14 protein-coding genes are annotated in these 23,557 nt (G+C 47.6%); 8 read left to right on the top strand and 6 right to left on the bottom strand.

Translation table 11 applies throughout. The features are described from left to right. Positions 1–16: 16 nt before the first annotated feature. From iaaH to FIV45_RS03270, 3 genes are all read left to right on the top strand, one after another. Positions 17–1,447 carry an indoleacetamide hydrolase gene (gene iaaH / locus FIV45_RS03280; protein ID WP_099470942.1) on the top strand — a complete coding sequence of 477 codons (1,431 nt, stop codon included), beginning with the start codon at positions 17–19 and terminating at the stop codon, positions 1,445–1,447. Then, positions 1,444–2,601 carry an MFS transporter gene (locus tag FIV45_RS03275; protein WP_099470941.1) on the top strand — a complete coding sequence of 386 codons (1,158 nt, stop codon included), beginning with the start codon at positions 1,444–1,446 and terminating at the stop codon, positions 2,599–2,601. Before iaaH ends, FIV45_RS03275 begins: the two co-directional genes overlap by 4 nt. 153 nt (positions 2,602–2,754) lie before the next feature. Next, entirely contained in the window at positions 2,755–4,899 is a 2,145-nt protein-coding gene (locus FIV45_RS03270) for an FAD-dependent oxidoreductase (RefSeq protein WP_099470940.1), read from the top strand. A gap of 122 nt (positions 4,900–5,021) precedes the next feature. Here FIV45_RS03270 and FIV45_RS03265 read toward each other — a convergent pair whose 3' ends face one another. After that, on the bottom strand, positions 5,022–6,320 hold the full coding sequence (locus FIV45_RS03265) for an amidohydrolase family protein (protein WP_099470939.1): 1,299 nt from the start codon (positions 6,318–6,320) through the stop codon (positions 5,022–5,024). Positions 6,321–6,773: 453 nt separating this feature from the next. On the opposite strand from FIV45_RS03265, the gene FIV45_RS03260 reads away from it, so the two are divergent. From FIV45_RS03260 to FIV45_RS03250, 3 genes are all read left to right on the top strand, one after another. Further along, complete coding sequence (locus FIV45_RS03260; protein ID WP_099470938.1) at positions 6,774–7,244, top strand: hypothetical protein; 471 nt, start codon at positions 6,774–6,776, stop codon at positions 7,242–7,244. A 79-nt stretch (positions 7,245–7,323) separates the two neighbouring features. After that, positions 7,324–9,576, top strand: a complete 2,253-nt coding sequence (locus FIV45_RS03255) for a TonB-dependent receptor (protein ID WP_204601962.1) — start codon at positions 7,324–7,326, stop codon at positions 9,574–9,576. An 82-nt stretch (positions 9,577–9,658) separates the two neighbouring features. Continuing rightward, entirely contained in the window at positions 9,659–11,509 is a 1,851-nt protein-coding gene (locus FIV45_RS03250; protein ID WP_099470937.1) for a DUF885 domain-containing protein, read from the top strand. 128 nt (positions 11,510–11,637) lie between these two features. Here FIV45_RS03250 and FIV45_RS03245 read toward each other — a convergent pair whose 3' ends face one another. The 4 genes from FIV45_RS03245 to FIV45_RS03230 all read right to left on the bottom strand — a co-directional run bounded on the left by FIV45_RS03245 (position 11,638) and on the right by FIV45_RS03230 (position 19,168). After that, entirely contained in the window at positions 11,638–13,539 is a 1,902-nt protein-coding gene (locus FIV45_RS03245; protein WP_099470936.1) for an alpha/beta hydrolase family protein, read from the bottom strand. Between the two features lie 131 nt (positions 13,540–13,670). Then, positions 13,671–17,321, bottom strand: coding sequence for a TonB-dependent receptor domain-containing protein (locus tag FIV45_RS03240; protein WP_099470935.1), 3,651 nt, complete (start codon positions 17,319–17,321; stop codon positions 13,671–13,673). Positions 17,322–17,487: 166 nt separating this feature from the next. After that, complete coding sequence (locus FIV45_RS03235) at positions 17,488–18,522, bottom strand: FecR family protein (RefSeq protein ID WP_165776864.1); 1,035 nt, start codon at positions 18,520–18,522, stop codon at positions 17,488–17,490. A 4-nt stretch (positions 18,523–18,526) separates the two neighbouring features. After that, positions 18,527–19,168 carry an RNA polymerase sigma factor gene (locus tag FIV45_RS03230; RefSeq protein ID WP_099470933.1) on the bottom strand — a complete coding sequence of 214 codons (642 nt, stop codon included), beginning with the start codon at positions 19,166–19,168 and terminating at the stop codon, positions 18,527–18,529. A 316-nt stretch (positions 19,169–19,484) separates the two neighbouring features. Here FIV45_RS03230 and FIV45_RS03225 point away from each other — a divergent pair, with 316 nt between their 5' ends. Together FIV45_RS03225 and FIV45_RS03220 are read left to right on the top strand one after the other, a co-directional pair. Continuing rightward, the gene (locus tag FIV45_RS03225) at positions 19,485–20,147 is read left to right on the top strand and encodes a hypothetical protein (protein ID WP_099470932.1); all 663 of its coding nucleotides are present in this window, start codon (positions 19,485–19,487) and stop codon (positions 20,145–20,147) included. Between the two features lie 59 nt (positions 20,148–20,206). Beyond that, positions 20,207–21,808 (top strand): tetratricopeptide repeat-containing sulfotransferase family protein, encoded by a 1,602-nt coding sequence (locus FIV45_RS03220; protein WP_099470931.1) that lies wholly within the window; start codon positions 20,207–20,209, stop codon positions 21,806–21,808. Between the two features lie 16 nt (positions 21,809–21,824). On the opposite strand, the gene FIV45_RS03215 is transcribed toward FIV45_RS03220, so the two are convergent. Continuing rightward, entirely contained in the window at positions 21,825–23,369 is a 1,545-nt protein-coding gene (locus FIV45_RS03215; protein ID WP_099471064.1) for a tryptophan halogenase family protein, read from the bottom strand. Positions 23,370–23,557: the final 188 nt, after the last annotated feature.

Raw genomic sequence — 23,557 nt, 5'->3', positions numbered from 1 at the left:
TTAAAAAGGGTTCCACATGACCGTTCTCGATTTAACCGCCGCCGAAGCCATCAGCGCCATGCAACGGGGCAAGATAACTGTTTCATTTTATATCGACGCCTTACTTAAACAAATAAAGGCCCACAAAGATCTTAACGCCTTCATTTGTCTGGATGAAACTCATCTGCGCGATGCGGCCCATGACCTGGATCTGCGCCGCGCGGCTGGCGAAAAATGCGGCCGGCTCTTCGGCCTCCCTATGGTGGTCAAGGATAATATAGAAACCAGTGATTTCCCCACCACGGGCGGCAGCCCTGGACTGAAACATCACCGGCCAGACCGGAATGCGCCTCTGCTGCAAAAACTTCTTGGTGAAGGCGCACTGGTGCTGGGCAAGGCCAACATGCATGAGCTCGCCTTCGGCATCACCTCCAACAATGCCGCTTTCAGCCCCGTGCGTAACCCTTATAATTCTGACATGATCGCCGGCGGCAGCAGCGGCGGCAGCGCCGCAGCCGTCGCCGCTCATATGGCGCCTTTTGCCCTGGGCACCGATACCGGAGGCTCCACCCGTATTCCCCCGGCGCTCTGCGGCATCGTTGGCTACCGTCCTACGATGGGACGCTACGGTGCAGAGGGCGTTATTCCGGTCTCTCACACCAGAGACACGCTCGGCACCATGGCGCGCACGGTCGAAGATATTCTATTGATCGACGGAATAGTGAGACCCGATCTGCTGCCTGCCGAGGAAACGCCCCTGAAAAGCCTCACCGGGATCCGGCTCGGCATATCGCGGCGCTATTTCTTCCAGGACCTTGATTTGGCTGTTCAGACCGCGGCGGAACATGCCCTGGATACCCTCAGGGCTCTGGGCGCGGAGCTCGTGGAAGTCGATATCCCGAACCTGGCCGGCCTCAATGACGCCGTCAGCCTGCCCATCTGCCTGACAGAAGCGGTGCAGGATATGACAGATTATCTCGAAAATACAGGGATCTCCTTTGACCAGATGGTCGAGGCCATCGCCAGCCCGGATGTTCAGGGGCTGTATCAGAATATCACGGCCGCGCCGCCCTGCACATCGGAAGACTATCACGCTCTGTTGACCCATGACCGCCCCGCCTTGCAAGACGCCTATCGGCGTTATTTTAAGGAACATCAGCTTGACGCTATGGTTTTTCCCACGACAAAACTGCCTGCCCGACCAATTGGTGAGGATGATGAGGTCCAGATCAATGGACTGAAATCCCCCACCTTTCCAAGTTATATTCATAATACGGACCCTTCCAGCAATGCGGGCTTGCCCGGTATTTCTGTGCCTATGGCGATGACCCCGACCGGCTTGCCCCTCGGGCTGGAATTTGATGGCCCTGAGGATAGTGACCGTCACCTCATGCGCATTGCCGAGGTTTTCTTCACCGAAATTGGGCCTCTCCCCACCCCACCTACCATCAGGAAGGATTTGTTATGATTTCTCCACCTGAAAACCGCCCCTCATCTCTGCCTTTACTGATCGCATTGATCACGGGATCCTGTGTGGCTTATAGTGGCCTTTACGCCATGCCGCTCTGGATCGGCGCACTGGCAGACCACCTGAATCTGGACCCCGCTATCGCGGGTTATATGGGATCTTTACAGCTTCTCATGGCCGCCTTCGCCGCCATCGTCATTGCACGCCAATCCACAAAACTGAGCGTGCGACAAATTGCCCTCTATGGCTGTCTTCTGGTTCTCATCGCCAATCTGGCCTCGGCTTTACTCTCAAACACGTTGCTGCTCTTTCTGGCCCGCGGCATGTCGGGGATCGGGGAAGGCCTGCTTCTCGCCAACCTGAATATGGCCATCAGCCGTACAAAAACCCCGGATCGCTTCTTCGCTTTGTCCCAGACGACCATCGCCCTGTTCGGCATTGGCCTATTTCTCGCCGCCCCCGGTCTTATGTCTGATTTCGGCAGCACCGGTATTTTCGGAATCGTCGTGATCACCAGTCTCATCGCGCTGCCGGCGTCTTTGCTGTTTGCCAACCAAAAAGAAGAAGACCTCTCTACACAGACCCCGCAAGAAGTTCCTGAAAGGCGCTGGCTAAGGTTTCCGGCCGTGCCCCTTCTGGCGCTCGGAATATTGTTTATCGGCTGTCAGGGCGGCTGGGCCTATCTTGAACGCATGGGAGTTGCCAAAGGTTATCAGGTCAATGAAATCGGCGATTTTATCATGATCGGACTTCTGATCAGTATACTGGGGCCTTTTGCCGCCAATCAGGCAACCCGGCACTTTGGCAGAAGGGCGGCCATCTTTATCGGCTTATCTCTGTCTGGTGTCGCTGTTCTTCTCGCCAGTCAGAACATCTCTCCCGATTATTACAGATTGGCCGCGGCGGTGTTTCCCTTCGCCACCCTGTTTATTGTGACAAGTTATCTGGGTTATCTCGCTCATTTGGATCCCTCCGGCGCCATGGCGGCATCTGCACCGGCATTCATTAATCTTGGGGGGGCGTTAGGACCCGCGGCTATGGGTCTAATGCTCACGAATGGAGGGTATCCTGTTATCGGCGGTGCGGTCATATTAACCTATATCTGCGCCCTCGTTTTACTGTTCATCCGAAAGGAGGAACTACATCAGGCATAGCTTTCATGGTGAAGACTTTCTAGTACCGAGTATTGTGTAATTTCAGTTGCGTGCTTTGCGTATAAAACGGTGTTTTTCTAACTACAGAATGACCCCTATTGAATTCAACTCATCGAACCAACCGAACAATCGACTTGGTACAGGAGCATAAGCATGACAGGTATTTTCCCATCTCTCACAGCATTCGGCGGCACACGCGGACTGCTGCAATCTTCACAGGATAAAAAGAAACGCCCCTCCGGGCTTCCCACTGACAAACCTCTGTCAGAATTGATGAGTGGCAACGCGCGTATGGTTGACACCTATATCTATGAATATGTTGAAGAGGTTGTCAGAAACGACCGCCCCTTTGCCACATTGATACAGCCAAGAAATCCAGAGCAAATTCCCAAAGTCGCCATTATCGGATCCGGGGTCGCCGGCGCCACGGCCGCCTATGAACTGTCTCGGGCTTACACCGCCGCAGGCATGGACCCAAATCTCCATATTGATATATATGAAGCGCTGGACCGCGCCGGAGGACGGCTCTATTCCCCAAGTTTTACAGGGCCGGGCGATAAAAAATATTATAACGAGATGGGCGCCATGCGAGTGCCGGACAATTCCAAGCTTTTCTGGAATTATTTCGCCAAGCTGGAAACGCGGGGCCCGGACACCATTCAGGAAATTTTCCCCAACCCCGGTGTGGTTGCCACAGAAATCTACTTTCGGGGCGGCAAATACAGCTGGATCGGCAACGAGCCCATAACACCTGCGCCAGATGTCCGCCATCCTGTGGACTGGAGCAAAATTCAGGATGATCTTGGAAGTTTTATCGGCTCTCTGGTGCTGCCTGATACCAACTTGGGTGTAAATGAGATCGCGGCCCTTCTGACCAAAAACGACCCCTTAACAGAATACGAGCAAACGCAGATTAATGAGTATTGGAGTTTCTTCATTAAAAAGTATGAAGCCGTACCCTTTATTTCCGCCCTGACTGAATATTTGGAAGCCAATGATAAAAACTGGGGGCCTACCGAATATAACATGTTTAGTACGCTCGGGCTGGGCACAGGCGGTTTTGGCCCCCTCTTCCCGGTTTGTTTCCTTGAAATATTTAGATTGTTGGTGTGGGAGTATAACGAAGAATTTTCCCTCAGCATGCCCATGGACCAGATTATCGGAAAGTTTCTCAATCTCACCTTCACCGGCACCCCGGACAGAGGCATCCCTGCAGAAGAATTTCTCGAGATGAACACTGTCGTCTATATCGGGCTTGACGCCCAGAAACAAACTCCCGTTGTATTTTATATGGGCGAAAACAATGACCTGACTTACAAACATTATGATTATGTCATTGCCGGCACAACATTGCGCAGCATGCAAATTCGTCTGAACCTCGACGCAGAAGTCGTGCCAGATCAATTTCAGGATGCCTATAATGACGGCAACCTCGTTCCCGTATTTTCCGGTGAGGAAAACAACATGGTGCGAGAATCAATGCGCGTTCCTCATATCATGAATTCCTCCAAGCTGTTCGGATTTGTCCCGCAAAAACCATGGACCAACCCAAGATGGGAACACCGCTGGGGAGAAGTCCGGTATGAAGGCAAGAATTATCCGGTTAAATGTGTGCTCACCGATACGCTGGCACGGCAGATGTATTTCCTTGACCCCTATAAACATGATGATACGGCCGGATCCAATATCCTGATCAGTTACAATTGGGGTGATGATTCCATCAAGGTCATGGGCATATTGGATTATCACAAGGACCAGGTCATCACACCGGGATCCAATCCGGATTTCAACCTGAAAACAGCATATGAACTGGGAATTGGTTCCGCGTTACGGAATAATGTCGTTGCCGATGTACTGCGTTATGATATTCCCCTGGCCCCTGACCAGCAGGAAATCAATCTGCAGTCCATTGTCTGGCAGAAAGAGCCCATGATGTTTGGTGCGTTCAAAATCGACTACCCTGAACAACATTATTATACGACCCAGATGGTGTATCAATATCATTACGCCAACGAGCAATCGACCCGGAAAAAGCGGCATCAGCGTTCAAACCGGGTTTTTGTCGCCAACAACAATTGTTCTTTCCAGGGCGGATGGGTTGAAGGCGCCATGCAGTCTGCCGTCAATGCCGCCACAGCGGTTCTGAAAAGCATGGAGCACCATGGGGAAGCCACGGGGTTCCGCATGAACAGCCTGTTCCAGGAGAACCCATTCAATCAGGTTATTCAGCAGTTGAGCCCGCGCTACGCTTTGCCTGGAAGCGAAGAAGATGAAATATTATCTCATGTCGCCGAATGACGCCAGTTCAATAAACTATAGCGAATAAGGGGAATGACAGCACACGCATTCCCCGGCGCGCTTTCATAAAAAAAGGCCTTCTCTAAAATTCAGAGAAGGCCTTTAATGATGTGGAGAAGTAGCTATTGCACCGGTGATTTGGCCCAATCATTTCTTACGGTCTGGCCACCTTTTATGACCATCCCCAACGTCCGGAGCGCACGAATGTTGCTGACAGGGTTTTGATCAAGGACCAGGATATCGGCATATTTCCCGACCTTCAGAGACCCCACATCTTTGTCTGCCTCCAGCAGACGCGCCGGTTGAAGGGTCGCCGCCCGCAGCGCATTCAGTGGGGTCATGCCGGCCTCAACATATAATTCCGTTTCCCGGATAGAGGCGACAGTGCCTTCGTTGGGTTCGAAAGGAAACTGGTCACTGCCCATGGCGATATTGACATTCATTTTAATGGCGGTCTGCAGAGCTTTCCAATGGTCTTTACCCACCGATTCAGCGCGTTTCAGATACCAGTCAGGAGAGCCAATTTTCTTGAAGAATTCGAGAGCGCCCTTCTGGCTGACAACGATTGTCGGGATGTACCAGGCATTGGCTTTCTTCATTTTGGTGAAAATTTCCCGGTCAAAGAAATAACCATGTTCGAAGGAATCCACACCGGCTCTCAAGGCTTCCTCTGTCGCCACGGCCGAGGATGAATGTGCGGTAACCTTAACGCCATGACGATGAGCGATATCAACAGCGGCCCGCATTTCTTCAAATGTCATATCGGATGAATTGATCGCGCCATGGGGATCCGCGAGCCCTCGGGTGATCATCAGTTTGATCCAGCTGGCCCCGGCGAGAATTTCCCGTCTAACGGCTTTGGTGACTTCGACTGGACCATCGACGCCACTGAGCACCGGTTCGCCGCTATGACCGCCGGTGGGGGTAATGGCGGTGCCGGCACTGAAGATGCGTGGTCCGAGAAAGTCGCCTTTTTTAATTGCTTTGTCGAGCGCCAGCGCCACATGATTATCTTCACCGGGGGTTCGTACGGTGGTCGTGCCGGACAACAAAGATTTCCGGGCGTTGACAGCACCGCGCAGGGTCATGCCCCCGGCGGTTTCATACTGCAACTGGGCCGCTTCTGCGCCGGGCAGCTTCAGGGTAAAATGCACATGCATATTGACCAAACCTGGGGTGAGCCATTTATTGGTCACATCAATAACGGTGACGTCCTGAGGAATTTCCAGATCCCTGACTGTCCCAATCTGGGCGATACGTTCTCCCTCAATAAGTATGACACTGTTCTTGATAACTTTGCCATCTTCCACATCCACAAGGTTTCCCCCCACAAGAGCGGTCATCGGGGCGGCGATCGCCAAAGAGGATACTGCTGTCATCAGCACCCCCAGCAGAAGAGGCCGCAGGCCAAAATATTGCATGATATTCCTTTCATCAGGGTTCAATTAAAGTGTCATTCAGATTAATGACATACTATCCCGGTCTAAAAATTGTTTTCAATGACATCTTGTAGAAAAGATGTTGCTTCGGACGCAACAATGTCCAGAGAGACCCCGGCCTTGATCTTTCCCCACAGTCATTCACATAACTTAACCTTTTGTGTTAAATGCAAAATTCAATTAATTGCTTAAAAAACAACATTATTGTTTACACAATGTTATTGAGACAATTTTATCCCGGTCTATATGATTATCCAGTCTAGTATTTAAAGCCAGAGTTTGGTGACGAGAGGCCTTTTGCATGGCAGAACACCCTGGAAAAGAGATTTTCCGGACTGCCATCAGGGTGATCTCTGGATGTCAAACAATAGCTAAAGTCCCCCGTTGTTCTGAGGTCGCATTTTTTCAGAGCAGACATATAAATGGAGTATCTCAATGCAAAAAATCATCTTTGGAGTTCTGGTGTGCTTCACCTTGTCTGGTACCGCCTCGGCGGGCGAGAAAACTGCGACAGTTCTGGAAGACATGTTCAGATGGTGGAATGGCGCGTTCAAGGTTGAGGGCGCCTATACAGCGGAAGCTTTCGGGAAATATTATACCGAGGACACAGTGATGATCATTGACGGTTCGGTGCGGGCGCAAGGGCTGGATCAGATGTCACAAAATTTCAACCGCATTCAGAAAAGTGTCGACAGTGTCGAACTCGTGATGCCCCCCATTGAAACCTTCACCAGCGGCAACCGTATTTTCACCTACCATAAAGAACTGATACAGCAGGACGGTGTCAAAAGCGTCGGCTATGTCATGGGCTACGCCGTGGTGAAGGACGGCAAGATTGCTAAAATTGACTTTGTCAATATGAGCGAAGCGGCGGCCCGGGCGCTGCATGAACAAACCGGCGACTAAACAATCATTTTAAAACATTCACATCTAAAAAATACAGTCCCCTGTTTTTCAACAGGACCATGTGCAAAGCGAGGAAATTATGCCACATATATCTAACGTTAAAAACAAGACCCGCCAGGCGACTTTGCTGTCTCTGACAACAGCGTTGGGCTTTGGGTTGCTGATGCCATTGACACAATTGCAGGCCGCCGAAGCTGAAAAAACCCTGATGCTGGAAGAAATTACCGTGACCGCCCAGCGCCGGGAACAGAGCCTTCAGGATGTGCCGGTCAGTGTTTCGGCTTTCACCAGTGTAGCCATTGAACGCAACATGTTTGACGGGGTCAGCGACTATCTGTCCCGGACGCCGAACGTGAGTTTTATTTCTACCGGGGGCCGTGACCGCAAGTCCATCAGCATCCGCGGCATCACCAATTTCCTGAGCGTTGATCAGGATGTTCGTCCAAGCACGGTTGCCTTCTATCTGGATGATTTCAGTGTGGGCGGCGGAACCGTTAATCCACCGATGATGGATATTGAACGGATCGAAGTTTTGCGCGGCCCGCAGGGAACCTATTTTGGTCGGAATGCGGTTGGTGGCGCGATTAACGTCACCACCAAAAAACCGGATAACGACATGTTCGCCGAAGCCAAAATCGGCTATTCCAGTTTTAACACCAAAGACCTGGAAGCCATCATCAATGTGCCGTTGATCAAAGATGTCCTCGCCATTCGCGGGAATATGAAATGGACCAAAAGCGACGGCAACATCAAGAATATCAACCCGATTGGTGGCGGCAATGAGTCCGAATATGTCAATGGCCGCATTGCGGTACGCTATACGCCATCAGACCGGTTGACCATTGATATCAACGCCAGCCTGACGGATGAAGAAGCTGGCATGCGTGAAGGTGTACCTTCCGGGGTTTTCTCCGAATTCGCCAAAAATACATTGTTTGGCTATCTCAATGGACAACCTGACCCTGACGGGGTTGGCTTCTGGCCAAACAATACCAATAAAGTCAACTTTAACCGGCCCCAGAGCGCTGGCACAAAATTCTGGTACACCACCGGCAAGATCGCCTATGATTTTGACGAAATGACCCTGACCAGCATCACCGGTTATATGGACTCGAAAGGCTATCTCTCCGGAGATATTGACGGCGGCAGCACGGATGGCTGGTATGAAACCAAAGACCTTTTCCGCGATTCCATCAGTGAAGAACTGCGCTTGCAATCCACAGGGGATTCTGCCCTCGAATGGACGGTTGGCGGCCTGATTGCTCAGGATAAGGGCAATGTAGAGCAATATACCTATGCCGGTGCAGAAAATGCGTTTGCCTTACCCGAAGGATTTGTCGTCACGGAAACCCAAACCAATGGCAAGACAACAAGTTTTGCCCTCTTCGGCGAAGCGACATATCGTTTCACGGACAAATTGTCCCTGACCGGCGGTCTGCGCTATACCCATGAAAAAGTGGAAAGCGTTCAGGTTAACGTCTCTGGCGGCATCATTTCTGATTCTGTTGATGAAGAGGCATCTTTCTCTGACTTCTCTCCAAAAGTCTCTTTAGGCTATGAAATTGATGACAACACCACGGCCTATGCAACCATTTCCAAGGCCTTTAAATCCGGCGGAGTGCAAACCAACCAGCTGTTGGCGGAAAAAACCTATGACCCGGAAACCCTGTGGAATTATGAAGCCGGCGTGAAGGCTGAACTTCTGGATCGGCGTATGCGGGTTAATCTGGCGGCTTTCTACATGAAATGGAAAAATCTCCAGACCGAATTCCAGGACGGCATTATTGACGGCAACGGCAACATTGCGTTCGTCACCGGCATTGAAAACGCCGAATCCGCCCGCAGTTACGGCTTTGAAGCCGAGGTCACCGGCATGGTGACGGAAAACCTGGTGGTCAATGCGTCTGTTGGTTACCTGAATGCAAAATATGAGAATTTTGTTTCTTATATTGAAGGCAACAATGTGCGCCTTGATGGCATAACCATTCCTAATTCGCCAAAATGGACCCTCAGCGCCGATGCAGAGTATAACTTCCCTGTGACCAGTGATTATAAAGGCTTTGTCCGGGCGGAATGGTTTTACCGCAGCAATATTGTGTCAAAAAAGGATTTCCTGATCAAAACAGGTTTCCCGTATCAGGTCCCGGGATATAACAGCACCAATATCCGGATCGGTATGGAAAATGAACAATATAGTATTGTGGCCTATGTCGAGAATTTGTTCGATAAACAGTATTATACTAATGCCTACCAGAAAGCCTTTATTGGCGGGTTGTTCGTGGAACCTTCAGTCAGAACGGCCGGTGTACGCCTGACGTTTAAGACAAATTGATTTTTAAACTGCCAAATCGTTAGTGCAACCTCGAGCCACCGGTCATAATGGCCGGTGGCTTCTTTTTGAGAGAGGATAAAAGATGAGAAAAAAACTGTTGTTACTGGCCTCTGTCGTGGTGTTAAGTGGCGCGGCTTCGCTGCCCTCCCTGCCCTCCCTGGCTGCCGATCAGGTTTCAGTTGCCGCGTCGGAAAATTCAGCCCGGCTGCTACGCTTCCTGGAAGACATCTACCAGACCGCATTGCAGGAAAGCCCGATGTTGCAAAGTCAGCAGGGACTGACCCCGGTTCAGGATGGTTGGGATGACCTGTCGCCGGAGGCTGAAAATAGAAACCTTGCCGCCCTGTGGCAAAGCCTCAGGGCGTTGCACCGGGATTTTGACTATGCCACGCTTGATGAGGCGGGGCAGTTTAATTACCGCGTGCTGGAAGAAGAACTCAAATTGAGAATTGAACGTCACGGCTGGCGCGATAAACTCTATCCTCTCAATCAGATTGTCGGGCATCATGTGTTGATTGTCGGTACACTGGTCAATTATCATAACATCTCCTCTCGACAAGATGCCGAGGCCTATATCACCCGCATCAAAACCGTTGGTCAACCAATGAATCAGTTGCGCGCACAGATCACGGCCCGCCAGGCCAAAGGCATTTATCTGCCAAAGCACCTGCTGCCCCGCCTGATCGGCGGCAGTGAACAATCCATCAGCGGATATCCTTTCGACCCGGACAGTCAGATGGACAACGTGGTCTTTTCCGACTTTAAACGCAAAGTGGGTCTTCTTGATATTGCCGCAGCAGACAAAGATCAGCTGATCAAAAATGCAAAAGCGGCGTTACTGGATAAATTCGGACCAGCCTATCGCGGCCTGATGGCGACTCTTAATGCACAAGTTCCGCTTGCCAAAGAGGATCATGGGGTCTGGAATATGCCGGATGGGGACCGGTTTTACCAATTCCTGATCCGCCAATTTACCACAACGGACATGACGCCGGAAGAGGTGCATAAGCTGGGCCTGTCAGAGGTCGCGCGCATCCACGGTGAAATGCGCAAGATCATGCATAAGGTCGGTTTTATCGGCGATTTGCAGGCTTTTTTCACCTTTCTGAAAAAAGATCCCCGGTTTTATTATGAAAATACCGATGCAGGGCGGCAGGGATATTTACAGGCCGCGCGCAAAACGTTGGCGGATATGACGGCGCGCATGGATGAAATTCTGCCTTATCGCCCGAAAAGTAACCTTGTGATAAAACGGTTTGAGGAATATCGGGAAAAATCATCTCCGGGCGCCTTCTATGAAAGCGGCAGTGCGGATGGCAGTCGCCCCGGCAATATCTACGTCAATCTCTATGATATGACGAATGTGTCAAAAGTGGATATGGAAGCCCTGATGTTTCATGAAGGCATTCCCGGACATCACATGCAATATTCCCTGATCAACAGCCGTCCGGAAATCCCCAGGATGCGCACCTATGAAATCTGGTGGTCCAATACGGCCCTGACCGAAGGCTGGGCGCTCTATGCGGAAAGCTACGCCCGGGAACTGGGTTTTTATCAAGACCCCTATTCCGACTTTGGCCGGTTGGCCGGGGAACTTTGGCGGGCCTGTCGACTGGTGGTGGACAGTGGTCTGCATTACAAGCGCTGGAGCCGGGACAAGGCAGTAGCCTATCTTAATGACAACACCTCCAGCCCGCCGGAAGCCAATTACCGTGCGGTTGACCGCTATCTGGCGGTGCCCGGACAGGCAACCGCCTTCAAGGTAGGCATGAACCGGATTATTGAGGAACGGGAAAAGGCCCGGGCATTACTCGGGGATCGCTTTGATATCCGTGAATTCCATTACGCCGTATTAAAGCATGGCAGCATTTCCCTGAAAGCAATGCAAGCCTCTGTTGCGGCCTGGATTAAGCAGAGGCAGGCTCAACCTTAAAACGCGGCCAACTGGCTTTTTGGCAATTTAATGCTAAAAAATCATGCTAAATCTAGGCCTTCTCAAACATGAATGATATCAGACTGCAGAATGTAATATTCCGCAGTCTGATTCTATTAGACTGCATCCTACTTGAAACACTTGTTCCCTAGCCAATCAAGGAGTTCAGAATATAGCGTTGTTTTATGATCATAAAAAAGGGTGTTGGAAAAATGATCCGCACCTTCAAGTTCAATATATTTATAATCTTTATGGTATTTCTTCAACTCATCCACAAAAGCACGGCTGTGTTCAACATCAACCCGACGGTCAATATCACCGTGAATGACAAAAATCGGAATATTTACCTTTTCAACAATTTCAACGGGAGAAACACCCTTCATAAAAGGCCCCGCAACTTTTCTGGAAAAATAGTTTTCATATAACCCTGCGGATATTTTATTCATATCGCTGACACCGGCGCCGGCAACAACACATTTGTATATATTATTTCCCCGCGTGGAAGCGACAAAAGCCGTATACCCCCCATAGCTCCAGCCAAACATCGCCAAACGGTTCTTGTCAGCCAAGCCTTTCTCAACAAGATAGTTCATCCCATCATCCAGGTCGTCCTGCATCTCAAGCCCCCATTTTGCGTCACCGGCTTTCCAGTGCTTCAGACCATATCCCGTAGATCCCCGATAATTTGGTTGTAAAACAAGATAGCCGTGATGCGCCAGAAACTGGGCCCATTCATCAAAACCCGGATGATCCCGGACCCACGGGCCACCATGGGGAACAATTACCGTTGGAAAGGGTGCCTCCCCTTTAGGAATTGTCAGATAGGCCGGAATTATCATACCGTCCCGTGCTTTGTATTTAATGTATTTTACATCCGAGAGATGCTCAGATTTAATCTTCGGGTATCTAGCGCCAAGGAACGACAGTTCGGCCTTGTTTTTCAGGAGATAATAAGACCCTGCCTCTTTCGGCCCATTCACAAATATCACCATGCTAGCATCATCATCTGAGCGGCTGATTATGCGGGAATGATGCTCTGGAAAAAGATCTTGCACTGCTTCATAGAGCGCTTTTTCTGCTTGATCAATATAGACTCTCTTCGGCTTAGATGTGGCATAATGAAAACCCAGAAGCTGGCCCTCTTTACCCGGTTTTCTATTGATCAGTATGCCTCCGGCGTCAACAGATTTTAATCCAAATAGTTTTTCAGTATATTTCCCGGTATTAATATCCATCGCCCATATGCTGGCTGTATCTTCGCCATTATTAGCCTGAACAAACAACTCATTCTCATTCTCCGGATTAAATCCAAGAATTGAAAAGGTTTCCCTCTTCATCGCACGAACTGTCTCAATCTGAATCCAATTGTCATCATTTTTTTTACGCACATGATATGTAACCGTCAGATCACTGATATCAAAAGATGTTGCTATTCTAATATCGCCGTCATAATCAACACCATACCCACCGGAGTATTTATTGCTGCCCCGCATGATAGTTTTTTTCCGCCCATTTTTGATATTATAGCGGACATAATCCGGCCAATGGTTGTCATTGGAATCATAAGAAATCAAAATCTCGTCTTTGGATTTGGGTAACATTGAAACCACTCTCACCTGCCCATCAGCGGGAACTTCCGTCCATTTCCCCGTCCCATCGCTATTTATAAGATAGCTGCGGTAACGGTATCGGGTTTTATCTCCGCCGCCAAATTTATCAACGACTTTATTCAGATTCTGCCTAAAATCAACCCAAAGCCTGTCATCGTTTAGCCACGTAAATCCGGTAATTTCCATGACGTCCGCGCCCAGACGCACTGGTTTCGCGTTCATATCATCGGTACTATAAATTTCCATGATGTAGTCGCCATTGAGGCTTTGTCCGCGCAACATGCCGAGCATTTTACCATTTGGTGACACAGACACTCGCTGAATTGCCGGCCGCATGGCAAAAGCATCCAACGGCAAGGTTTCGGCCATCACGGGTGTCGCAAAGGTCAGGAACCAAACTACAAACATAAAAATTTTCATTCTATATACTCCTTCTCACTAACTGATGGTCAATGAGTTCATATTTAAGCCATTTAAAAAACAAGGGCCCCAAATCAATTTACATTGCAATTTGGGGCCCTTCTTGAATTTATTTAATCCTGCTCTCTATATTAAAATTTCTTGCTGATAGAGACCTGGAAGGTACGGCCGTACACGTCGTAACCAACGCCGACCGGGAAGTTGCGCACCGCAAAAACGTCCGTACCATCAACAGCAGTTGGCATAGTATCAAAAACGTTGTTAATCCCCATAACAACGCGCATGTCTGCCACCAAGTCAACCGGTGTCCATGTAATTGATATATTATGAACATCGTAGTTGTTGGTGGATGCTGTTGGACGACACAAACTATTTGGACAAGTGTTATGCGCCGTGAAGTCAGTACGCGCATTTTCCTGTAATGTGCTGCCCTGGATCCAACGAGTCTGCCAGTTGAAACCAAAGTCGCCATAAGTCATCCGCAGCAAACCAGTCGCCCGCCACTTCGGATTAGTCGGATCTCCAGCAGCATCATAAGGTGTGTCAACCTGTGTGATTTGCTCAATGCTGTTTGTCGCCCGAATATCGAGTGACATTCCAAGTGTTTTGGCATTCACCTCAAAATCGGATTTAAACAGCATATTGAAATCATACCCTTTATAGGTAATCAAACCAATATTCAGGAACTTGTTTTGAATCAAATCAAGGTTCCCCGTCACTTCGTCACGGGCTATTTGGTCGCAGAAATAACCTTGTCCCTGAACCTCTGCATTCACATTATTGAAACACCGGTTCACTGTAAGCTGCGCACCTGGCTGTTCAATACTATTGGTGATTTCTATATCACTATAGGTAACAGAGAAAGACAGATCAAATGCTTCAGACCAAGGCTGCTCGAAAACAAAACCATAAGAAAAAGCACGTGAAGTTTCTTCCGACAGCGTAGTAGCCCCCCCACTGGCGGATTCAACACTGTAACTATCCTGCGTTGTTTCCTGCAGGTTATGGGTCAGTGCATCAATACCTTGTGCCGCACAAGCCTCGACAATCCGATCAATTGATCCATTGTCAACACGACTATCTTTGCTCGGATCATAAATATTTGTGCCGCTGCCAGGGCCTGCAGACTGACGGGCCGATGTTGGTACCTGACAAGGATCTGAAACAGTTGGAAAACCAGTTTGTTGCCGCAGGAACAGCTCGCGGGCGTTTGGCGCCCTATAAGACGTGCCATAAGTGCCCCGGAAGGTTAACCAATCAACCGGACGATATACCCCTTTAACAGCGTATGTCCAGGCACCGTCATACAAGCTGTGCTTGGAGTAACGGGCTGAACCAGTCACTGTCAATTCTTCAACCATTGGCTTGCCGCGTACCAGTTGTAATTCCGTCTCAGCGAAGAACTCATTCAGGTTAGCGCCTGTAGGACAAGATGACATAACTTCACCCGGGACAAGACCGTCGCAATCATTACCACCGGCCCCTTGGTCAGAGAAGAAGAAAGACAAGAGTCCCAGACTCGCGACATCATTACCGTAAGAGTCAATGGTGTCACGACGATGCTCATATCCAACGACCAACGGTACGGCTGTATCGTTCCAGGGCAGATCAAATAATTCACCATTAGCGACCGCAGAGATCATGGTCTGTTTAACGGTAGTATTCAGAACACGGTCAACAAACAGATATTCTTCTTCTGCGTCAGAAAATTTCCCCGCGCCAGGTTGGTAGATATTTGAGGCAAACATATCGACAGGCACACAAGCCATCGTTTCCCCGGTCCGCTCGTCTGTAAAATCAGGGCAGGAAAGAGCGCCACTGCCGTCAATAGTTGTTGTATTCAAGGAATGCATCAAACGCCCATCATGAACGCCCTGCGTAGTATTTGTTCCTTTGGACCGGCTGAAAGCCCCATAAACGTCATATTTCCAGTCTTTATCACCAAATGCGGTGATATCACCCCTGACACCGCCGACAACCCTGTACTGATTAACACTGTACTTGTCCAGATCCCTGTCACCTTGGATGGAAATGATTGGTGTTGCATCAAAGATTTGGTTTGCAGCGAATCCAGATAGGAAAATATTCTGACATTGGGACCCACCTGGAACAGTAAAGTTACAGGGATTGGTTGGGTTTTCAAATGGCACATCTGGGAAGAACTGAGCTCCGGCAGGCGAATAATTCTGTCCCGAACGTTTCGCAAACATAGCTTCAACATAAACTGTGCTATCACTCGCGTCCCCTAAATTGTATTCACCATTCAAATATACGGACCAACGCTTTTGATTAGATACGAAGTCCCCTTCACGTACAATAGGTGACAAGTTTTTATTAAAGTATGGGCTATTGATATCAACGTCAGATAGGCCATCCCCATCTGAATCAATATAAACACTATCTTGACCGTCAATCACGCCGTCATTATTGTCATCGAAAGGAAAGGCTGTATTATAATACGGGCTGTTAGGATCGAGAGGATTACCATAATAGTCAACAGTACCGAGATAGTTCACCCCCCAGGACGGCAACACAGTTTCGGAAAAATTAGGCACACCAATATTGGTTGAACCTGGTGAGTACCAGATATTCCCAAGATAGCTTCCTCCTAGAAATATTCGGTTTGTCGTATCCAGACCACATTTGGTTGGTGTGGTTCCGGGGGCAAGATCCAAACGGCCATTGTTTACAGGAGAACCATCTTCATACTCATAGAGAACTTCATCACATTCCCGTGTAATACGGTTATGTTTAAGCTTTACAACTTCACGCTCATAATATTCACCCCCGATGCTAATAAAGCCTCTGTCGAACGTTTTCCCCCACATGGCGCCGACATTATATGTCTTACCACCGCCTGATTGAGGAACGCTGAAATTTCCTTCAACATCCAGGCCGTCGAAATCTTTCCTTAGAATAATATTCGCCACACCAGCAACCGCGTCAGACCCATAAACCGTTGATGCACCATCCAGCAGCGCTTCGATACGGTCAATCATGATATTTGGGATAAGGTTAAGGTCAGGTGCAACCGGCGCCCCGCCAACACCCGCCGGCGCAACACGACGACCATTAATCATAACCAAAGTTCGTCCCGCGCCAAGACCACGGAAGTCAGCCGTCGCCGCACCAGGGCCGTTATCAAGAACAAACCCACCCATGCTGTTATCAACCTGGATACCATTAGACACCGTGCTCTGACGCAGCATGTCGGCGGTATCAAATATTCCCATTTCGCGGGAAATGTCGCCTGAAATAACCTGGATGGGAGAGGCGCTGTTAAATTCGCTACGACGAATACGAGACCCCGTGATCACGACTTCCTCGATACCTCCTTCATCTTCCTCGACGACTTTTTCAACTTCTGAACTCAGGTTTTCCTGGTAATCCGCCTCGGTGTTATATGAAATTTTTTGGAAACCCGTTTTTCTCACGACAACATAAGTACCATCATCATTGAGGCGTGTTGTCAGGCCGGAGCCCATCAACAGATGCTGCAGAGCGTCTTGCGGGGTATAGTTTCCCTGTAGGGCAGTAACTCTTTTACCTTTGGCTACATCACCGCCAATAAGAATGGTGACGCCGGTTTGGCGGGACAGGGACAAAATGGCCAGATCAAGTGACTGGGCGTCAATTGAGATTTTCTCAGCAAACTCCTGCGCACTGACAGGCGTGCTCAGTGTCATCGCCATCACAGAGGCCGTCCCGATCAGGGCAAGTCGGCTCGCTTTTAAAGTTTTTGCATATATATGCGCGAGCGCATTAGATTTGTTATCTTCCATGAACAGATCCTATCTATTGTTTATGATAAGTCATTTTTTTAAGAAAGCGTAAGATCTGGTCAATGGTGTTATTTTCCCTCCCCTTACAGCCCTCAGTTATATGACGCACACCTCAATAAATATCTTTCATGGTTTCTCATTTTTTTACTTTAAAAATCAAATATTCTTATTTTTCTTCAATAACAACAGAGCCCGCACGTTGAATAATAGTAGCAACCCCGGCATATTTTAATCCTGTTATCAAGCGCTCCGTTTCATCAAACGCCAAAGAAATTGTAATCGGATAATCTTCAAGTTTCTTATTACGCAGAATAATTTTATTCTTTCGGTAACGGTTTACCTCATTGATAACCCTACTGAGCGGCGCATTGACATATTCGAGACGCCCCACTTTCCATGAGATATCCGTTTCAGGCCGAAAGGACTGAACATCCCCCAATCCGCCTTCTTCCCAAGCGAACAACTGTTGCCCGGCCGTCAAATGCCGAGGGGTCGCCCCTTCAGATTCTTCTGCGACCTCCACTCGCCCTTCTACCACCGAAACCCTGACGTCGTCGTCACTTCTTTGAATATCAAACTCAGTTCCGACCACTGTAATCAAAGTATTTCCCGCCTTAACGATAAAAGGCCGCGTCTTATCCGGCGCCACATCGAAATAAGCCTGACCCACGACTAACTCAGCGCCCCGCTCATTTCCCGAGAAACGCGTGATAATTGTCGTCGCCCCGGCAAGGTAAACTTTTGTTCCATCAGAAAGTTCAACTGTTTTAACTTCTCCGACAGCAGATACATGCCGTTCTTGAGGCAAGGCATCCTTAACCTCCCCCCCTTGCAACAGGAAAAAACCCATCACTAAAACAGCTGCTATGCCGGCAAAAGTCTTAATTGACATACTCCAAAGAGAGGCGCGGGCGCTTTTTCTCTCACCACGCTCATCTGCAACCACATAACTCTCAATTGACTGATCCAACCCAGCATCCGTTGCGGCAACATAATCAATATCACGCCACCACTGCTCAACAACCCGATATGTTTCGCCGTGCTCTTGGTCTTTACCAAGCCATGCCTCAAACGCCACTTGATCAACTTTTTTTGCATTTCCAGAATGCAGTAGCTCCGCCCAATTGATTGCTTCAATTTGCACGACAGACAGATTTGTTTTCTCAGGAAAATTCAAAATATTTTGTTTTGATACGGACATGAGATTATTCCCCTTTCTCATACTTTAATTGATCCGCTTTTTTCTTAAAAATAGTAATCATAGCTGCCTTCAAATAGCGCGAGATTGAAGCCGGGCTCAATCCTGTTGCCTTACTTATTTCATCATATGTCTGCCCCAAAACACGATGGCGCAGCACGACTTCTTTAACTTGGGAACTAAACTCATTCAAGTCTTGCAATATAATTTTAAATTCTTCTCTCGCATTATAGACGCGTTCCGGCGTTATTTCTTCCACTACAACCCCATATATTTTAAGCTGCTCATCTATATATTTATCAGAAACGCCGCGCCTTCTAGTTTCATCTATGAAAATCCGACCCGCGATGGTTATTAAAAAACCACGGGGATTATGGATAGATTCCAGTCCTTCCAAACGGGATACTCTTTCAAAGGTAACTTGTGCAACATCTTCAGGGTCAGGAGGACCATTTCCATACCTCATGCGCAATGAAGTACAGAGACTATCCCAGTACTTCCGATATAATGTATCTAGCAACGAGCCTTTATTCATTTCAATTCTTGTCCGAGATTTCAATCCAACAGATTCTTCCTGCGAGATTCTTTTATTCAAATCAATCATTGATGGGGTGTCACTTCTAACTAATCTCATATATCCATTAGACATCGTACCGCCCTGGCGTTTTTCGCGTTTTTTTATTATACATTTTCCAATCAGATCCAAATCTTATCTGGCTAGAAAATACCTCTAACAAAAGATGCCATGTCCTGCGCCATGTCAAATAAAATATTGCATTTTTGGCTAAACACCCCCTAAATGAACTCTAAATATTTCTTCAATATGACACAATGGGTATATTTTAATCTTCTAAAGGCCTATAAAATATTTCATTGAGTATTTCTAATATGAAAAAAAATACAGATTGGATTATATCCGAGTGACACGAAGGTTCCTTCCCCTTCCTTTACTAGTATTTATTTTTTTGAGCCATTTAGCATTTGGTCAAGAACAAACCGAACAACCAAAATGGACAGAGAAAAAACTAGGAACTGTGATTATCTTGGCAGAAAAAGCTGCCAAGAAACATAAGTGGCTGCAAGCTATTCGGTATGGAGAAGAAATCTTCAGCGCGGTTCAAGCGCTAAATCATTATACGGATGCCCGCTATATTCAACAATTAAAGAACCTGAATGTATATTATGACAATGCCGGACGCCTAAAAGAAGTGGCGCCCAGAATAATGAGAGCCTACGACCTCTCGAAGACCCATCTGGGAAAAGCACATGAAACAACTTCGGTAAGCCGCAAATTATTATTTAAAGTATTCATCTCAAATAAAAAGTACATGGAAGCAATACCACTCGTACAAGAAAGTTTATCCTTACTAGGAGATAATAAACCCGATGACTTTAAAAAGTTAAGCTACTTAAAACAGCTACATTCTCTCTATGGTATCACCGACCAACTTCAACAACAGGAACATACCCTTTTACGCCTTTTGAAAATAAACAATCGATTTGTAGGTAATAATGCAAAAGATAATCTGGAAATCATTAAGGATCTGGCGAGAAATTATTGCCTGCAACGTAAAGCGCCGGAATTCAATCTACTAATGGCAATTTATGATCTAAACTATGATTGCTGATCTTTTTAAAAAATTTCCCACCATATTTGTAAGAAGACTTGACCACAGGATAACCTCCCATGACCACAGATCACACTTCAAATCCAGAACTCACCACTTTCCTCGGTCATGCGCAAAAGCTGGTCCAATCCGGTCGGGGTCGAGAAGCTTATGGGCGTGCGATGCCATGGCTGAACCACCACCCCGATGATTTCTCATTGTTATTATTTATGGCCAGAACAGCCATATCACTCAGGCAATATACAACTGCGGTCGATCATCTTTCTCACCTGTGTGATCAGGAACCGGATAATGTTGACTTACTTATTGAGTATGCGATGCCTTTAACGTATTCAGGGCGATATCTGGATGTGGAGATCATTTTAGATCGAGCCATGGTAATCATGGATGACGACGAAAAAACTCTGGAAGCCGCCGGGGCCTATTACAGCCTTTGTAATTTTCATGAAAAAGCCAGGAATTGCTTCGAGAAAGCCTTAAAGTTAAATCCTGACAGCCCTTCCCTGAATTATAATATTGGCGTCTGTTTAAGATATTTGGGAGATATTGACGGCGCAGAAAGATCATTTCAAAAAGCCAGAGAACTCAATCCCGCCAATGCGGAAGTGGTCTATTTGCTGTCTGGTCTACGTCGCCAGACACAGCAATCAAATCATCTTGAGGATATCACGTCCATGCTTGAGACAATCCGCGGCAACGCCACATCTGAAGCCACCTTATGTTATGCGCTGGCGAAAGAATACGAAGATTTGGGAGAGTGGGAAAAATCATTTGAGGCTCTAAACCGGGGCGCAGCTGCGCGGCGCAGCACTCTAAAATATAACGGACAACAGGATCTTGATGTCTTAAAACGAACCGCAGCGCTTCAAACCAAAGACTATCTCGCCAGTCCTGCGCGCTCATGTGACGCAAAAGGCCCCATATTTATTTTAGGTATGCCCCGTACCGGTAGCACCTTGGTGGATACAATTATCAGCTCACACCAGGATGTCTTCTCCGCCGGAGAATTGATTGATTTTCCGAACCAATTAAAAATACAAATGGGGAGGGTTTCTGCGGATAACCCGGCGCTAGCCCGGGACAAATTGGCGTCCTCTCTAAAATTGAATTTTCGCGAACTGGGCCAGGGGTATCTTGAATCCGTGAAGGCCCGAATTGGACCACATAACTATTTCACCGACAAATTACCGCTTAATTTCCAATATTGCGGGTTGATCAAACGCGCTTTGCCAGAGGCGCGTATCATACATGTCCACCGGGACCCAATGGACAGCTGCTATTCGATCTATAAGGCACTGTTTCGAAGCCCTTATCCTCATTCTTATAATCTGAAGGAACTGGCTGAATATTACGTGGGCTATTTCCGTTTAATGCAGCATTGGCGAGATGCGATGCCAGGTCAAATTCTGGATGTTAAATACGAAGATGTCGTTGCGGACCATGAAGGCCAAAGTCGGCAAATGATTGATTTCTGTGGTTTGGACTGGGATCCGAAATGTCTGGATTATCGCTCCACAAAGGCGGCAATAACCACCTTAAGCTCAACACAGGTCAGGAGCAAAATTTACAGTTCCTCAATCGGCAAATGGAAGCATTTTACAGATCAAATGGCTCCCGCCAGAAAAATATTGGATGATGCAGGAATTCCATATACCACATGAGCTTTCTTTTCTAAAACTATACTCCAGACGCATAAGCGGAAGGATATCTAGGCATCCCAAGACTATGGTGCAACCATTCATCATGTAATGGAAGCTGGCTCTGCATAGCTTGTAGTCTTTGTTGAATAAATCCGGGCACAATGGGGGAAGATAATTCAGGGCCATATTTTTGACGATAGTGGTCCTTTAAAAAGTCCATCCCATATAAAACCAGCTCATGGTTCTGATGAGTAAAAAGGGTATATTGATCCTTAAAATCCGATTGAGATGGCGGCTTGATTTTCCAGTAGTCCAGTTTTTCCTGTAATGCCCTGAGAATATGTTCAGGACGTTGTACTTCTTGCCAAAAATCCGTATCGGTTCGTTGTGTAAGACAATAATGAAGATTGATAAAACTTAGAATTTCATCAAAACGATCCGACATTAAAATATTGAATTTATCTGATAATTCTTTCATCTGGCCGTCAAAGGGGAAATGTTCCGCCAACAGAAGAGCCGCCGTCTGAACAAGATATAGCCCCGTCGATTCAAGTGGTTCCAGAAATCCCCCGGAAAGCCCAATCGCGACACAGTTGGCGGCCCAGGTTTTTTTCCTTCGCCCCACCTGAAAATGCACCACTCTGGTAGACAAATGATCGGAGTGTGCCCCTTCATAGGTACGCAGTTCCTTTTCGGCGTCATCATCCGTGATAAAGGCGCTGGAATAGACATGCCCGATTCCTCTCCGATTGGTCAACGGTATATCCCAGATCCAACCAGCCGAAAGCGCTGTGGCCTGAGTTACCGAATTAACCCGTCCAGGATAATAGGTTTCATAAGGCACTTGCATCACACAAGCCCGATCACAAAACAGATAGTCAGAAAAATCTTCCCACCCTATTCCCAGCTCCTTTTCGATCAGCAACGAGGCAAAACCCGTACAATCAACGAAAAGATCAGCTTCATAGCGGCTGCCTTTCTCCGTATTGACAGCGGCAATATCGCCCTGCTCCGTCATATCCACTTTGGTTATATTATCCAAATAATGGGTTACCCCCTGCCCAACAGCAATATCGCGCAGGTAATCCGCCATCTTTAATGCATTTAAATGATATGCATAGGATACCGGAATTTGATGTTGCCGGAGGCCAATCAATTTAGGGGATAAATTCATTTCACATAATGCCGGTTGAACCGAAATCGTATCTGCGAAGGGAATGGACCGATCACTTTTCAACCACTCCTGACCAAAGGTATCAACCATATTTGGTGTATAGCGGGAAAATTGATGATAATAGGAATCGCCCGTGTTATGAAGCCAGTTATTAAATTTAATGCCTTGTTTAAACGTGGCATCAGTAGATTTCATAAAATCCAGTTCATCAATGCCCAACGTGATCAATATCTGCCGGATGTTTGGTACAGTGGCCTCCCCCACAGCGATCCGCGGAATATCTGGAGATTCAATTAAACTGATATCAACTTTTTTTTGGCCATTTTTATTCATTATGCCATTCATTAAGGCGGCTGTTATCCACCCGGCAGAACCCCCGCCAACAATCATAATTTTTTTATATGTCATAATGATTAAGCTTTCAATGTTACCAGAAGACAATAGAACTATACCTTTTAACCCGGTCTTGACACATTTAATTTTATCAAACTCTATGTTCTAGGTATAACTTACGACAAATTATTGAGATGCTCAAAAAGACGCTATGCAGAGTTCGGAGATCCGTCGTCCGAAGGCGGAACTGCCTCTAGTCACGT

The sequence above is a fragment of the Paremcibacter congregatus genome (assembly GCF_006385135.1).
GTDB classification, from domain to species: Bacteria; Pseudomonadota; Alphaproteobacteria; order Sphingomonadales; family Emcibacteraceae; genus Paremcibacter; species Paremcibacter congregatus.
This window is presented reverse-complemented; position numbering and strand designations above follow the sequence as displayed.